The following is a 15,201-nucleotide window of genomic DNA, read 5'->3' on the forward strand; positions in this document are numbered from 1 at the left end:
GGGCGAGCGGCCGGGCAGACGGGATGGGCGCGGCGTTCGATGACGTGACGCCGCCGCATGCGCTCCCGTTTACAGCGTAGTCTGGGACAGCTCCGCTTTGTTCAGCTTTTCCTTGAACATGTCACCCAACACCCCGATATCCACTTCCCATTTGTTCTCTTTGTAATAGACAGTCGCCTTGGATTCGCCTTTTTTCCCGGTGATCCGGATGCTGGCCGTCTTTACTTCATAGCTGCCGTCGTCATGAAACAAGATGTCCGCGTCCTTCAGTTCCGACTCCAGGATGGGGACGACCGTCTTCTGCACCGCATCCTGCGTGGTCTGCACGGCTGTGCGTCCCATATCGATCACCTGCTCCGGGCTGAAATGGAAGACCAGCACGAGAATGACGCCGATCACCGCCATCATGGCAAACAGCCGAAACAGGCTTCGCATGATCCATTGAAAGGCTGCGATCACCACGATCGCGCATATGACGATGGGCCAATAGTCTGTAACGAGGTTGAGCAGCGATTCCACATCTATCACTCCTTCTTTACCCATTCTGACCCAAACGGGGCCGGACCTATCCGTGCCCCCACAAGAAGAACGGCTCCCCGCATGTGTTTCGCCAGAAGCTATTCTTATTATGAATGTTCGCAAACGGTCCGGTCAAATGGCGCCGCGCTTTCCCCTCCTCTACTCAATACGAACAGCCCGTCCTGATCGTTACAGTCCAGGGGCAGGCCCCGGCAAAAACGCAAAAATGCAGGGTGCCATTCCCGACAGCGGCACGGAACTCAAAAAGGCGCCATCGCAGCGCCGCACCAGGGAGTCGGATATGACTGTCCGCTTTCTCCGCGCGTTCCCTTTGCGGGCGATCGTTTCGCTGGAAAAGGCCTCCTCCCCATACGTTGTTTGTCGAACAACGCGCCCATCCATGGTATCATGGTGTTCTGTACGAAAAGCATGATGGACGAGGAGAGTAGAATGAACAGATTTCGTGCGTTTTTCAAGAACAAGATCGTGTTGTTTTGCATCGCGCTCGTTGCCTTCATGTATGTGAACAATACGTCGCTGCTGGCCGAGGAGCGGACAGGAACCCCCTTGCTTTTGGCCCATCGGGGATTGGCTCAAACGTTCAACATGGAAGGCATCACCAATGAAACGTGTACAGCCGCGCGCATCCACAAACCGGAGCATCCTTACCTGGAGAACACGATTCCGTCCATGGAGGCTGCCGTCAGGGCGGGTGCCGATCTCATCGAGTTTGATGTCCATCCGACAAAGGATGGAAAATTTGCCGTCTTCCACGATTGGACGCTGGATTGCAGAACCAATGGAAAAGGGGTTACCCGAGAGCATACGCTGGAAGAATTGAAGAAGCTGGACATTGGCTACGGCTATACGTATGACCACGGGAAAACGTATCCGTTTCGCGGAAAAGGCGTCGGCATGATGCCTTCTCTCGATGACGTGCTCGCTCATTTTCCCCACCAGTCCTTCTTGATTCACGTGAAAAGCAACGACCCGGAAGAAGGAAAACAATTGGCCCGGTACTTGTCCACCCTGCCGGAAAAGCGCCTGGAACAGTTGACGGTATACGGGGGAGATCAGCCGATCGAAGCGCTGCGTGAAGAGCTTCCGCAGCTGCGCGTTATGTCTCTCGCGACGATGAAGCGTTGTTTGCTCCCGTATATCGCAGTGGGATGGACCGGGTATGTTCCGGAGGCCTGCGCAAGAACGGAACTGCATATTCCGGAAAAGATTGCCCCTTGGCTGTGGGGATGGCCCGACAAGTTTTTCAATCGAATGGACGACCATGATACCCGAACCATTCTGGTTGTGGGAAATGGAGATGTCTCCCAGGGGTTTGATTCGGTGGAAGACCTTGAACGTCTGCCCGCCAACTATACCGGAGGAATCTGGACCAACCGCATCGATAAGATTGCACCTGTGTTCAAGAAGCAGGAGTAAACCTACTGTGTTTGTTTGCATGACAAAGGGGCTGTCCCGGAACGATTGGGGAAGCCCCGTTTCTTTTTTGCGAGACGTGACCATTCTGTTGATGACAAATGGCAGGCTGACGTCCTTATCAACAGCCTGAAGCCCCGCTGTCACAGCGCCGCTCGTGGCGCCTGCCGCTCGCCGCCGGACTGCTGCCGGGCGAGGTGCAGGGCGTATTGAATCGGTTTGCGGATGGCTTCCTTGTATACCTGAGGAGTCCCCAGCTCGCGGAAGATTTCCCGCCCCGGCTTGGGATTCACCTCGATCAGCCAGGCCCGGCCGTCGACGTCGATGCCGATGTCCAGTCCCAGCTCGATCATCCGGCCGAAGTGCTGCTCGATCGTCTCCGCCGTCTGATAGGCCAACTGCTCGCAGTCCCGGATGATCTCCCGCGCCCGCTGCTCGCCAAACCGGGCGCGCAAAAACGCCTGGGCGGGCACCGCTTTGCCGCCGCCGTGCAGATTGGCCGTGGCGCTCCTCTCCCCGCCGACGCGCATGCCCGCGCCGGTGATGCTCCAGCAGCCGTTCCCGTCTTTCTGGATCAGCAGGCGCATGTCTACTGACCGTTTCGGAACCAGATCGAGACGAAGACCTTGCTGGATGATCATCTTCTCGCTTTTCCACCGGTCGATCCAGCGCAGCAGGGCCGGGATGCGCCTGATCAGCGCGGACACTTTGGTCCGATCCTTGTTTCGCCCCAGGAGGCGGTATCCCTCAGCCGTCTTCTTGAGGCGGACAATCCCCCTGCCGCCGGTGCCATTCAGCGGCTTCAGGTAGAGAAGCGAATGGCGCGTGAGCATGCTGCGCAGATGGGCGTGGCTGTACAGCATCGCCTCGGGAAGCCAGCGGTGCATCCGCGCGTCCCGCCACAGGACTTTATGCACGTTCCACTTGTTGGCCAGCCGGTTGTTGGCATACTGGAAGCCGTTGGTCCGGCGAAACGCGACATACTGCCGAAAGGCCGCCGTCGGCGTGTAGCGGTAGCGGTCAATCACCACGTCGGGACGGGGAAACATGCGGGACCTCCAGCCCCGCCCATCCGGCACAAAACCGCGCACCTGCCTGCCGGACGGCGACACGTCCTGCGGCGAAAACAAAAAAACCGTGCCGCCCAACGCCTGGCCCGCCCGGATCAGCCGGCGAAAGTAGGCCGGCTCGGCAAATCGTTTTCCCTCCCGCCAGGTCAGGATCCCGATCACGGGTCGTTTCATCACACCACCCTCTTTCGTTCCCTTCCCTGGCAGTGTATTCACCTAGCGGCGCATTGGCGCTTGCCGCAGGGCCTGTTCCATACGGCGCAAATCGTCCGGCAGCGGTGATCGGACCTCCATCGTCTCTTCGCCAAACGGGTGGGAAAAGCGCAGGACGGCGGCGTGCAGGGCCTGTCGGCCGATCATGCCGGCCTTTCCGCCGTAGAGGGTATCACCGATAAGGGGATGGCCCAAATGGCTGAGGTGGACGCGAATCTGATGGGTGCGGCCCGTCTCCAGCCGACACTCCAGCTTGGACGCTTGCGCATACCGCTCCACCACGCGGTAGTGCGTGACCGCCGGATCGCCATTGGGTGACACCCGGCGCCGATTGGGATGAAACCGGTCCTTGCCGATCGGTTGGGTGATCGTGCCGCTGTTCTGTTTGACCACTCCGTGCACGAACGCGATGTAGGTGCGCGAAATATTCCGCTCCCGCAACCGTTCGTCCAGGAGGGCCGACGCCAGGGCGTGCTTTGCGTAGAGAACGACCCCGGAAGTGTCCTGGTCCAGCCGGTGGACGTGACGCACCTTGGCTGCCACGCCCGTCCGCGCGAAATGGCCGGCGATCAGATGATCGAGCGTCCTGGTGTGACGCGGCTCCGTGGGATGGAGCAGCAGCCCGGGTGGTTTGTTGGCGACCAGCAGATGGTCGTCTTCGTACAAGATGTCTACCGGCTCGTCCACTGGCTCAAGCCCCAGCGGTTCCGGCTGGCAAAGACGGAGGCGGATCTCCTGCCCCGCCTCCGCCTTCGCATGCTGGGCGACCGGTGCGCCGTCCAGCAAGACCTCCTTGTGCTGAAAGAGCAGGTGAACCTGCTTGCGCGGCAGCCTCCACTGCTCCCGGAGCAGCGCGCCCACGGACACGGCGTCCTCCGCGAGATGGCCGACCAGCCATTCCCCGTCTTTTTTCATGTGTATCATGCCGTCGTGTCTCCCGGTTGGTTGGTTTCTCGTCTGGTTACGCCTGCTTCAGTCCCTCGTACACTTCAACCGCGCGGTTCAGGAAGTGTTCGATTTCCTCGCGGCTTTTGCCCAGCTTGCTGACGAACCGGACCAGTTCCTTGCCGTTGGAAAAGGCGATAAAGCTGGGGATGCCAAAGACGTCCAGCTTTTGCGACAGCTCCGGCAGGGTGTCGCGGTTGACGGCGACCATGTCCAGCTTGTCCTTGTAGGCTTCCTCGACTTCCGGCATGAACGGATCGATCCGGTGGCAGTCCGGGCACCAGTCCGTGTAAAACTTGACGACCACGGGTTTTTCCGAGGCAATGGCCTGTTCAAATTCCGCTTCGGTCTTGATTTCCTTCATGTCTGATCATCCTTTCTCGGATTTCTTGTGGATTAAGTGTACCACAGCCGCAGGCGTTTGTCCCGGCGGGGCCGCACTTGGCTACATCGCGCCTCCCTGCTCCACCAGGGAACGGACGAACGATTCCGCCGGACGGGAGAGCGGCCGGTCCTTGCGGTAGGCGACGACCAGCGTGCGAAACGGCCGGCCGGTAAGGCTCAGGTAGACGGGCGGCTCCGTCGTGCCCGGCGCCAGCGTAATCATCTTGGGGGCAAACGAAAAGCCCATCCCCGCCGCCACCAGCGACTGCACCGTCTGGATGTTGCTGCTCTCAAAGACGATCCGCGGACGGAACCCGGCCTGTTCGCACAGCCGCAGCGAAATCGTGCGAAACCCCTGCCCTTCCTTCAGCAGGATAAACGGCTGTCCGGCCAGCTCGGCCAGATCCACTTCCTGCCGCTTCGCCAGCGGGTGCTGCGGGGGAACCGCCAGGTAAATCTCCTCGTGAATGGCGGGGATCACCTCCAGCGAGGGATCGGCGATCGGCATCGTCAGCAGGCTGACGTCGATTTTCCCCCGGACCAAAAGCTGCTCCAGATTGCTGGACGTGTCCTCGATCAACTGCAGCTCGACACCCGGAAACTGCTTGGTAAACGCGGGGATGACCCGGGGCAGGACGTACGCGCCGGTGATCGGCAGACTGCCCACCAAAAGTTTTCCGCTCTCGCCGACCGCGTAGGCGCGCATCTCCCGCTCAAGCCCTTCCGCCATATCGATCAGCGACTGAGCCACCTGAACGAAACGCTGACCCGCGTCCGTCAGCTCCACGTGCTGCGGCAGGCGATGAAACAGGGTAACCCCGAGCAATTTTTCCAATTTGGCGATCTGCTGGCTGAGCGACGGCTGGGCCAGATGGAGCCGGCCCGCCGCCCGGGAAAAGCTGCGCTCTTCCGCCACAGCCAGCACGTAACGAATCTGTCGTAATTCCATGAAGACCTCCCGATAGGCAAAAGCTATCCATCTCATAATAATTATATCTTTGAACTATTCCCATGGCCATGATACAACCGTGATAAGAGTTTCGCACGAAGGAGGATGTCCACATGAAACCCCGCACGATGTTTGAAAAGATCTGGGATGCCCACGTGATTCACGAAGAGCCCGGCAAACCCAGCCTGCTGTACATCGACCTGCACCTGGTCCACGAAGTCACCTCGCCCCAGGCGTTTGAAGGACTCCGCCTGGCCGGCCGCCGCGTCCGCCGTCCCGACCTGACGTTTGCGACGATGGACCACAACGTGCCGACGGCTGACCGGTTTAATGTCAAAGACCCGATTTCCCGGCAGCAGATGGAGACGCTGACGAAAAACTGCGAGGAGTTCGGCATTACGCTGGCCGACCTGAACAGCCCCGATCAGGGGATTGTCCACGTGATCGGACCGGAGCTGGGATTGACCCTCCCCGGCAAAACGATCGTCTGCGGCGACAGCCACACCTCCACGCACGGCGCATTCGGCGCTCTGGCCTTCGGGATCGGCACGAGCGAAGTGGAGCACGTGCTGGCCACCCAATGCCTCCAGCAGGCCAAACCGAAGACGCTGGAAGTGCACGTGAAAGGCGAGCTCCCCTTCGGCGTCAGCGCCAAAGACTTAATTTTGGCGATCATCGCAAAATTCGGGACGGACTTTGCCACCGGCTACGTGATCGAGTACACCGGTGAGGCCATCCGCAAACTGACGATGGAAGAGCGCATGACCGTCTGCAACATGTCGATCGAAGCGGGAGCGCGGGCCGGCCTGATCGCGCCGGATGAGACCACGTTCGCCTACCTCAAGGGCAGACGCTACGCGCCGCAAGGGGAAGATTTCCTGCGGGCCGTCGAGCGCTGGAAACAGCTCTGCACCGACCCGGGTGCCACGTACGATCACCGCGTGGAAATCGACGCGAGCGAAATCGCGCCGCAAGTCACCTGGGGAACCAGCCCGGGCATGGGCACCGACATCACCGGCACCGTCCCCCATCCCGATTCGTTCCCGACGGCGGCGCAGCGAAAAGCGGCCCAGGACGCCCTCGCCTACATGGGGCTCACACCGGGCACCCCGATGACCGAGATCAAGATCGACCGCGTCTTTATCGGCTCCTGTACCAACGGCCGGATCGAAGACCTGCGCCGCGCGGCCGAAGTGGCGAAGGGACGCCGCGTCGCGCCCCACGTGCACGCGATGGTGGTCCCCGGCTCGCAAGCCGTGAAGCAGCAGGCGGAACAAGAAGGCCTGCACCTGATCTTCCAGGAGGCCGGCTTTGAATGGCGCGACTCCGGCTGCTCCATGTGCCTGGCGATGAACCCGGACGTGCTTCAGGAAGGTGAACGCTGCGCCTCCACCTCCAACCGCAACTTCGAAGGGCGCCAGGGACGGGGCGGCCGCACCCACCTGGTCAGCCCGGAAATGGCGGCGGCGGCAGCCATCGCCGGCCACTTCGTCGACGTGCGCGAATGGAAACGTGAAGGCGTGAACAAGGAGGTCCTGCAATAATGAAACCGTTTGTCGTACACACCGGAATCGCAGCGCCGTTGGACCGCGTCAACGTGGACACCGACGCCATCATTCCCAAGCAGTTTCTCAAACGCATCGAGCGCACCGGCTTCGGCCAGTTTCTCTTTTACGAGTGGCGCTTCAACGCCGACGGCAGCCCGATCGAATCGTTCGTGCTGAACCAGCCCAAATACGCCGGCGCCACCGTCCTCTTGGCCCGCAACAACTTCGGCTGCGGCTCCTCCCGCGAGCACGCGCCCTGGGCACTGTTGGACTACGGCTTCCGCGCCATCATCGCGCCGTCGTTTGCCGACATCTTTTATAACAACTGCTTTAAAAACGGCATCCTGCCGATCAAGCTGAGCGAGGAACAGGTGCAGGAGCTGTTCAGCCGCGCCGAGAGCCGCGACAACTACCAGCTCACGATCGATCTGCAGGAGCAGGTGATTACGGACGACGCCGGCCTCTCCTATCCGTTCGAAGTGGACGCGTATCGCCGGTACTGCCTGCTCAACGGGCTGGACGACATCGGCATCACCCTGCAATACGAAGACAAGATCGCCGCCTACGAGGCAAAGCGGGAAACGTTCGTATAACGCCCCGCACACCGGCGAAGGCATGGAACCGCTCCGTGCCTTCGCTTTTTTGTGACAAAAACAGCGCCTCCTCCAGCTTTTCCCACCCATCATAGTGCAGAACGGCCGGAAAGTAAAGATTGCCCTTTTCGCGACGGGGGATGCCCCGGCGTTTCAGACTGAAGACAAACCGATTGCATCGAAGGAGAAGCATGTTTCCAGGCAGAGCGACTTGTGAGCCCTACCGAGTGGAGCAAGCCCAGCGATACGGCTTTGGCGATCCCCCGCAAATCGATGCGGAGCGTGCAGTCCCTGCTTCCCTGCTGGGCGTAAACTGGGCCCCGCCGAACGCGAGCGTTAGCTTGTGTTCGGTGGGTAAAGCACGGAGCGGATGCCGGAAACGTGCTTCTCCCCCCAGCAGTCACTTTGTCTGCACACTGCAACGCCGGGGCATGCCCCGGCGTTTTTCGCTGTCCGCTTTCCACGCTGCTCGCGATACATCGTCTCACTGTTCGCCGCGTGTTTCACGCTCTTCGCTGTCCGTCTGTCACGCGGTTTCGATGCCGTCCGCCGCCTCCAGGCCGAAAGCGCGAATCGCCTGCTCCCGCAGCTTGAACTTCTGGATTTTGCCGGAGGCGGTCATCGGGTATTCACTGACGAACTGGATGTAGTGCGGAATTTTAAACCGGGCAATCCTGCCTTCGCAGTATGTTCGCACCTCTTCCGCTGTCAGCGTCTCCCCCGGTTTCACCTTGATGCAGGCCAGCACCTGTTCGCCGTATTTGGGGTCCGGCACTCCGACCACCTGAACGTCCAGCACTTTGGGATGGGTGTAGAGGAATTCCTCGATTTCACGCGGGTAGATGTTTTCTCCGCCGCGGATGATCATGTCTTTCAGCCGGCCGGTGATGCGGAAGTAGCCCTCTTCGTCCACCGTCGCCAAATCGCCGGTGTGCAGCCAGCCTTCGTGATCGATGGCTATGGCCGTCTGCTCCGGCATGTTGTAGTATCCTTTCATCACGAGATAGCCGCGCGTGCACAGCTCTCCCTGCACACCGGGAGGCACCGTCTCTCCGGTGACGGGATCGATCACCTTCACCTCCACGCCGTCATGCGCCCTGCCCACGGTGGAGACGCGGCGCTCAATCGTGTCGTCCGGCCGCGTCTGCGTGATGACCGGGGACGATTCCGTCTGTCCGTACGCGATCGTGATCTCGCGGATGCCCATTTTCTCCACGACGTTCTTCATCACCTCGGTCGGACACGGGGAACCGGCCATGATCCCGGTGCGCAGCGAGCGAAGGTTTCGCTCCGCAAACGACGGGTGGTTCAGCTCGGCGATAAACATGGTCGGCACGCCGTACAAGGCGGTGCAGCGCTCCTCCTCCACGACGGACAAGACCGTCCCCGGATCAAAGGTAATCACCGGCACCATCGTGGCTCCCGTCGCCACGCAGGCAAGCGTGCCCATGACGCAGCCGAAGCAGTGGAAAAAGGGCACCGGGATGCACACCCGGTCCTCCGCGCCCAGCCGCTGGCACTCGGCCACCTTGATCGCGTTGTTGACGATGTTGTTGTGGGACAGCATGACGCCTTTGGGAAACCCGGTCGTCCCCGACGTGTACTGCATGTTGATGACGTCGTCCGGATGCAGCTCCCGCTGGCGGGCCATCCGCTCCCCGTCAGGTACGGCCGCGCCGCGTTCCAGCAGATCGCGCCATAAAAACATGCCGGGCTGCCGGTCCTCCCCGATGTAGATGACGTTTTTCAGATGCGGCAGCCGTGCCGACTGCAGCCGCCCCGGTTCGCACTCGTCCAGCTCGGGGCAGATTTCCCGGATCATCTCCAGGTAGCTGGCGCCCCGGAACGAGTCGATCAGCAGGAGCGTGGTGGATTCCGACTGGCGCAGCAGGTATTCCAGCTCGTGAACGCGATAGCTGGTGTTGACCGTGACCAGCACTCCCCCCATTTTCGCCGTGGCAAACTGGCTGATCACCCACTCCGGCACGTTGGTGGCCCAGATGGCGATGTGTTCCCCTTTTTGGATCCCCAGCGAGAGAAACCCCCGGGCGGCCAGGTCGCACACGTCCCGGAACTGTGAAAACGTGTAGCGCAGGCTCCGCTCCTTGTAGACCACGGCCTCCTTGTCAGGAAAGCGGCCTGCCGTTTCGTCCAGCAGGTCGCCGATCGTAATGGAACGCAACATCGAAAGCCCCCCTTCTCCCCTAAACGTCTGACTATTCTGTCTGTTGTAGTTGATTCGATTCGCCGGCTGTATATTCCTTCCTGTCATACGTTTTTTCGGAATGGTTCTCCTGTCGTGAAGCCGGTCCGACATCCGGCGGGAAAGAAAAAGCGTCCCTTTGTCGGAACGCCTTTTCCTTACTGCACCACGAATTTTTGCACCGCTTCCACCTTGTACGGCAGGTGATTGCTGTAGTTCAGCTCAACCCGCAGCTCGTGCTCCCCTTTTGGCAGCTTCTTCAGCAGAAACTCCGGATGGTAGATCATCCCCTTCGGTTCGCCGTTCAGGTACAGGTGCGCGTGCCCTTGGCCGAAGACAGCCTGGTTGGGATCGCCCGAATCCTCGACAAACTGAAAGTTCTGGGTGAGCAGTTTGACGTCAGCCGTGCTTCCCTCCACCTTCACGTCCAGGTTGAGGGTCGGCTTCGCGGCGCCGTCCGGCGGAGCAGCGGGCAGTGCGGATGCGGGGACGCTCGGTTCTTCCGGTCTGTAGGAGTCGGATACATGCAGCGGGTCTTTGACCAGCAGTACGATACCCGCCACCAGCACGATCAGAAAGACAATGCCGCCCAGGATCAGATTGCGCAAACTGACGATAAAGACCTTCATATCCTACTCTCCCTTTCGCAGATGCTTGTCGCCTATTGGTACATGCATACGCGAAGAGAGAAAAAATAGAAGCAAAACTTTTTATCGGTAGTTGATGAACTGCACCTCAATCGGCAGGTCGGCCTTGCGGATGGCGGCGATCACCGCCTGCAGATCGTCCTTGCTTTTGCCAACCACCCGGATCTGGTCGTCCTGGATCTGCGATTTCACTTTCAGGCCGGTCTCCTTGATGATGCTGGTGATTTTTTTCGCGTTCTCCTTGTCGATGCCCTGTACGAGCTTGACCCGCTGACGGACGGTCCCGCCCGCGGCGGGCTCCACTTTGCCGTACTCCAGATTTTTGACCGGCACATCCCGTTTGACCAGTTTGCCGAGGAGGATGTCTTTGACCTGGCCCAGCTTAAATTCGTCGTCGGAAATCAGCACGATCTCCTCTTTCTCCAGCGTGATGCTGCTCTTGCTGCCTTTGAAGTCAAAGCGGTTTTCGATCTCCTTGACAGCCGTGTGGATGGCGTTGGTCACCTCGGCCAGATCCACTTTGGATACGATGTCAAACGAACTTTCCTTGCTCATGCCAGCTCCCCTTCACCTGTATTTTCCATCCATTATAGCACAGCGGCGGTCAGATCGCCTTGACCAGTCCGCCGTCGACGAGGAACGACTGGCCCGTCACGTAGCTGTTGGCCGGGGACGCCAGGAAGGTGACGACGCGGGCGAACTCCTCCGGTTGGCCGTAACGGCCGAGCGGAATCGCAGCCTCCACCTGCCGTTTCACCTCGCCGACGTCCACCTGGAGCTGCTCCGCCCGCAGCCGGTCCAGCGAAGCGACCCGGTCCGTCGCGATTCGTCCGGGCCCGACGGTGTTGATGAGAATCCCGTCCGGGCCGAGCTCCACGGCCAGGCTTTTGGCCAGCCCGACAATCCCGGTGCGGAAGGTGTTGGACAGGATCAGGTTTTCCAGCGGCTGTTTGAACGAAGAGGAGGCAAAATTGACGATGCGGCCGAACTGCTGCCTGCGCATGTGCGGCAGCACCGCGCGAATCGCCCGCACAAAGCTGAGCAGGTTCAGCTCAAAGGCCGCGATCCACTGCTCGTCGGTCAGTTGATCAAAGGTGCCCGCTGCCGGACCGCCGGCGTTGTTGATCAAAATGTCCACGCTGCCGAATCGGGCGGCCGTCTCGTCCACCAGCCGCCGGATGTCCTCGGCTTTGGTCACGTCCACCAGCATGGCCAGCGGTTCTTTCCCCGTATTGTCGATGATCTCCGTCCGGGTGGCGGCCAGGGCGGCTTCATCACGGCCGCAGATGGCGACGTTCGCCCCCTCCGCCGCGAGCGACAGCGCGGTCGCTTTTCCCAGTCCTTTTGTCGAGGCCAGCACGATGGCCGTTCTTCCCTGCAATTGCAGATCCATATCGATTCTCCTTTCCGGTTTTCGCAATGTTCTGGTATTCCTTGTCTGCCTCCATTCTACAGAAAAATCTGACCAATGCAAGCAAAAGGGAAGAGGCCGGACAGTTACCGGCCTCATCGGCAGTATGGCGCAGGCTGCAGCCCGTGTGCGCATGGATGCCAGCAGCAAGGGCCCCGGGATGGGGCCCTTGTTCGGATTCGCTGCGGACCGATGCCGCTTACAGTTCGGCGGCCGGCACCTTGTTCTTCGCCTGCTTTTTGGCGAGCCGTTTGGCTAGACGGGCCGCTTTGCGGGCCAGCCGGCGCTCCCTGGCGCTCTCAAACAGCGAGTACAGGACCGGCACCAAGACCAAGGTGACCATTGTGTGGAAGATCAGGCCGGAGATGACGGCCGTCGCCAGCGGCGCTTCCAGGTCGGACCCTTCGGCGATGGCCAGTGCCATCGGCAGCATGCCGAGAATGGCGGTCAGTTTGGTCATGATCACGGGCCGCACGCGGTCTTTCGTGCCCTGCAGGATGGCGTCCATCAGCGCCATGCCCCGGCTGCGCAGCAGGTTGATGCGGTCGATCAGGAGAATGGCGTTGGAGACGACGATCCCCACCAGCATGATGATCCCGATCATCGCCATCTCGCCGAGGATCCGCTGCGTCAGCACAAACCCGAGGATGACGCCGACCAGCGCCATCGGAATGGTCAGCATGATCAACAGCGGCTGGGACAGTCGTCCAAACTGCGCCACCATGATGACGTAAATCAAGGCGATGACGCCCAGAAAGACGAACAATCCCTGCGTCATGTTGGCGCTCTGCTCTTTCAATTTGCCGGCGATCTCCACCTTGTACCCGGCCGGGACGGCCAGCGCAGGCAGTTTCTCCGCCACCTGGCGGCCCACCGTCCCCAAATCGCTGCCGAGCAGTTCAGCGGAAACGGTAACGATCCGCTCCCCCTTTTCACGGGCGATGGTGACCGGCGACTTGCTGTACCGCCACTCCACCAGTTCGGAGAGCGGCACCTGCTCACCCGTTTTGGAGCTGATCATGATTTGGTGCAATTGCTCCGGATGCTTCAGCCAGTTGTCCGGCATCCTGGCGACCACGTCCACCTCAATCCCGTCCGACGTGATCGTCGTGACCGGCTGTTCCCCGATCATCATGCTGATCTGCTGCAGCAGGGAGCGGGGATCTACCTGCAGCCGGGCAAGCGCGTCCTGCTTGGGGAGCAAGGTGATTTTCTCCTTGCCCTCCTTGAAATCGTTGCGGATGTTGGTCACGCCCGGGATGGTTGCCAGCATGGCTTCCACGTCGCCGGCGAGCTGCCGCATTTTCTCCATGTCTTCGCCGACGATGTCCAATTGGACCGGGGGCTCATTTCCCTGGCCGCCAAATGCGGTCGAGATGCTCTCAATGCCGGGAATCGCCTTGAGCCGGTCGTTGATGTCCTGGGTCAGCGCTTCCTTGTCGCGCTCCCGTTCCTTCTTTCCCTTCAGGGAGATGAAGAGTTCCGTCTTCTCCTTGTCACCGAAGAAAAAGACGTCTTTGACTTCCGGTATTTGCCGGAGAGAGGCTTCCGCCGCCACGCCCGCCCGCTGCGCATCTTCCAGCGTGGACCCGGTCGGCATGGTCAGCGAAGCGAACACCAGGTTTTCGTTCGCGTCGATGCCCTGCCCCATTTTGACAAAGGGCAGGAGGAAGGTGGAACCGACAAAGATGACGATCGCGAGGATGACGGTTTTCACCCTGTGGCGCAAGGCCACCTGCAGCAGTCGGTTAAACCACAGCACGATCGCATGATCCTTGCCTTCGCCCTCCAGCGACACGTTCTTGTCCTTGTTGAGAAACCGGTCGGAAAACACCGGGACGAAGAAGAACGCGGCGATGGTCGACGCCACGATGGCCGACGTGACCGTGAAGGCGATCGACTGCAGAATCGGTTTCAACCAGTCTTCAAAGTCGGCAAAGACCAGCGGCAGGAAGACGATGATAATCGTCAACTGCGAGGTGAACACCGGGGTCAGCACTTCCCGCGTTCCTTTCACGATCGCCCGCTGCAGCGGCTCCCCTTTTTCCCGGAACTGGTAAATGCTTTCCAGAACGACAATGGCCGCATCAACGATCAGGCCGACCGACAGGGAAAGCGACAGCAGGCTCACCATGTCGATGTTGTACCCGCCCCATTTCATCGCGATGAACGTCATCAAGGCGGACAGCGGAAGCGTCGTGGCGATGACCAGCGTCACGCGCCAGTTGCGCAGGAAGACGAACAGGATGATGATGGCCAGCGCCCCGCCGATCAGCACGTCCCGGCTGAGGTTGCTCACGGCGTGCTGAATGTACGAGGCGGCCTCAAACATCACCTTCAGTTCATAACGTCCGCCGGCTTCGGCGTTGATCTGTTTCACGACCTCCTCCACGTTCCGTTGGGTGGTGATCAGATCGCTCCCTTCCGCCCGCTTGACGCTGAGGTGAACGAACACGCTGCCGTTTGTCAGCGCGATCGAATCCTTTACCTTGCCGCGCAGATCCTCAATCGTCGCCAACTGGTCCAGCGTCACCGTCCCTTCCGGCGTGTCGATGTTCAACCGGCTGATTTCCTGGACGGTCGTGTAGGTGTTGTCGATCATGACGACGGTGTCAAACCCGGGATTCTCCAGCGTTCCGACGGCCTGTTTCCAGTTGGTCGCCTGGAGCTGCTCCATCACCGATGCGGGCGTCGTGCGGTAGGCGGACAGCCGTTCCGGCCGCAGCGTGACGGCGATCTGGTTTTCAAAACTGCGGTCGGACACTTCCACTTCCTTGACCCCGGGGACGGATTCGATCCGGTCCTTGATCGCGGTCTTCGCCAGGCCGAGCATGGTTTGCGGGTCCGCCCCCACCAGGGCATAGTCAATCAGGGCATCGTCTCCGAAATTGGCCTGGTTGACGTTGACCGTGTCAACCGCCTTGGGGAATCCGTTGCGCAAGCGGTTCACCGCGTTTTGCACGTCCTGCTTCACTTTGTCCCCTTTGCCTTCTTCGGCGATCACCGTGATGCTGACGTGCCCGGTGGAGGTGGTGGACGAGTACTCTTTCACGTCGGCAATCGACTTGATCTCCTGTTCGATCTTCTTCGTGACCTTTTCTTCCATCTCCTCGGGCGGAAGCGAACCGCCGGAAACGCTGACGGTAATCCACGGGAAGTTGGTCTTGGGAACCAGCTCCACTTGAAAGCTGAAAAGCGAGCCGAGCCCGGCGATGACGATGACAAAGGTGACCAGAAACACAATCAGGCGCCGTTTCAGCAAAAAGAGAATCGTCTTTTCCATGCG

13 protein-coding genes are annotated in these 15,201 nt (G+C 60.3%); 3 read left to right on the forward strand and 10 right to left on the reverse strand.

All coding sequences use genetic code 11. From position 1 onward, the window contains the following. Nucleotides 1–69: 69 nt before the first annotated feature. The gene (locus A6764_RS12615) at nucleotides 70–519 is read right to left on the reverse strand and encodes a hypothetical protein (protein ID WP_065066338.1); all 450 of its coding nucleotides are present in this window, start codon (nucleotides 517–519) and stop codon (nucleotides 70–72) included. Between the two features lie 450 nt (nucleotides 520–969). Here A6764_RS12615 and A6764_RS12620 point away from each other — a divergent pair, with 450 nt between their 5' ends. Beyond that, a complete protein-coding gene (locus A6764_RS12620) occupies nucleotides 970–1,956 on the forward strand; it encodes a glycerophosphodiester phosphodiesterase family protein (RefSeq protein WP_065066337.1) in 987 nt (328 codons plus the stop codon). Nucleotides 1,957–2,096: 140 nt separating this feature from the next. Here the strand turns inward: A6764_RS12620 and A6764_RS12625 are convergent, their stop codons facing one another. The 4 genes from A6764_RS12625 to A6764_RS12640 form a co-directional block, all read right to left on the reverse strand. Beyond that, on the reverse strand, nucleotides 2,097–3,197 hold the full coding sequence (locus tag A6764_RS12625) for a YheC/YheD family endospore coat-associated protein (RefSeq protein ID WP_065066336.1): 1,101 nt from the start codon (nucleotides 3,195–3,197) through the stop codon (nucleotides 2,097–2,099). A gap of 42 nt (nucleotides 3,198–3,239) precedes the next feature. Next, the gene (locus A6764_RS12630; RefSeq protein ID WP_065066335.1) at nucleotides 3,240–4,160 is read right to left on the reverse strand and encodes an RluA family pseudouridine synthase; all 921 of its coding nucleotides are present in this window, start codon (nucleotides 4,158–4,160) and stop codon (nucleotides 3,240–3,242) included. Between the two features lie 37 nt (nucleotides 4,161–4,197). Next, nucleotides 4,198–4,545, reverse strand: a complete 348-nt coding sequence (locus tag A6764_RS12635) for a thioredoxin family protein (RefSeq protein WP_029099669.1) — start codon at nucleotides 4,543–4,545, stop codon at nucleotides 4,198–4,200. Nucleotides 4,546–4,626: 81 nt separating this feature from the next. Continuing rightward, entirely contained in the window at nucleotides 4,627–5,514 is an 888-nt protein-coding gene (locus A6764_RS12640) for a LysR family transcriptional regulator (protein ID WP_029099668.1), read from the reverse strand. 113 nt (nucleotides 5,515–5,627) lie between these two features. Here A6764_RS12640 and leuC point away from each other — a divergent pair, with 113 nt between their 5' ends. Both leuC and leuD read left to right on the forward strand, forming a co-directional pair. After that, nucleotides 5,628–7,058, forward strand: a complete 1,431-nt coding sequence (gene leuC, locus A6764_RS12645; RefSeq protein ID WP_029099667.1) for a 3-isopropylmalate dehydratase large subunit — start codon at nucleotides 5,628–5,630, stop codon at nucleotides 7,056–7,058. Continuing rightward, on the forward strand, nucleotides 7,058–7,654 hold the full coding sequence (gene leuD, locus A6764_RS12650) for a 3-isopropylmalate dehydratase small subunit (protein WP_029099666.1): 597 nt from the start codon (nucleotides 7,058–7,060) through the stop codon (nucleotides 7,652–7,654). Before leuC ends, leuD begins: the two co-directional genes overlap by 1 nt. A 526-nt stretch (nucleotides 7,655–8,180) precedes the next feature. Here the strand turns inward: leuD and A6764_RS12655 are convergent. From A6764_RS12655 to A6764_RS12675, 5 genes are all read right to left on the reverse strand, one after another. Next, nucleotides 8,181–9,839, reverse strand: a complete 1,659-nt coding sequence (locus A6764_RS12655; protein WP_065066333.1) for an AMP-binding protein — start codon at nucleotides 9,837–9,839, stop codon at nucleotides 8,181–8,183. A gap of 176 nt (nucleotides 9,840–10,015) precedes the next feature. After that, nucleotides 10,016–10,486: a hypothetical protein gene (locus tag A6764_RS12660; RefSeq protein ID WP_044898484.1), complete on the reverse strand. Its 471-nt coding sequence runs from the start codon at nucleotides 10,484–10,486 to the stop codon at nucleotides 10,016–10,018. Between the two features lie 81 nt (nucleotides 10,487–10,567). Next, nucleotides 10,568–11,059: a YajQ family cyclic di-GMP-binding protein gene (locus A6764_RS12665; protein WP_029099663.1), complete on the reverse strand. Its 492-nt coding sequence runs from the start codon at nucleotides 11,057–11,059 to the stop codon at nucleotides 10,568–10,570. A 49-nt stretch (nucleotides 11,060–11,108) separates the two neighbouring features. After that, a complete protein-coding gene (locus A6764_RS12670; RefSeq protein WP_065066332.1) occupies nucleotides 11,109–11,897 on the reverse strand; it encodes an SDR family oxidoreductase in 789 nt (262 codons plus the stop codon). Between the two features lie 217 nt (nucleotides 11,898–12,114). Then, nucleotides 12,115–15,198 (reverse strand): efflux RND transporter permease subunit, encoded by a 3,084-nt coding sequence (locus tag A6764_RS12675; RefSeq protein WP_065066331.1) that lies wholly within the window; start codon nucleotides 15,196–15,198, stop codon nucleotides 12,115–12,117. Nucleotides 15,199–15,201: the final 3 nt, after the last annotated feature.

The organism is Brevibacillus sp. WF146, from assembly GCF_001673705.2.
Taxonomy (GTDB): domain Bacteria; phylum Bacillota; class Bacilli; order Brevibacillales; family Brevibacillaceae; genus Brevibacillus; species Brevibacillus thermoruber.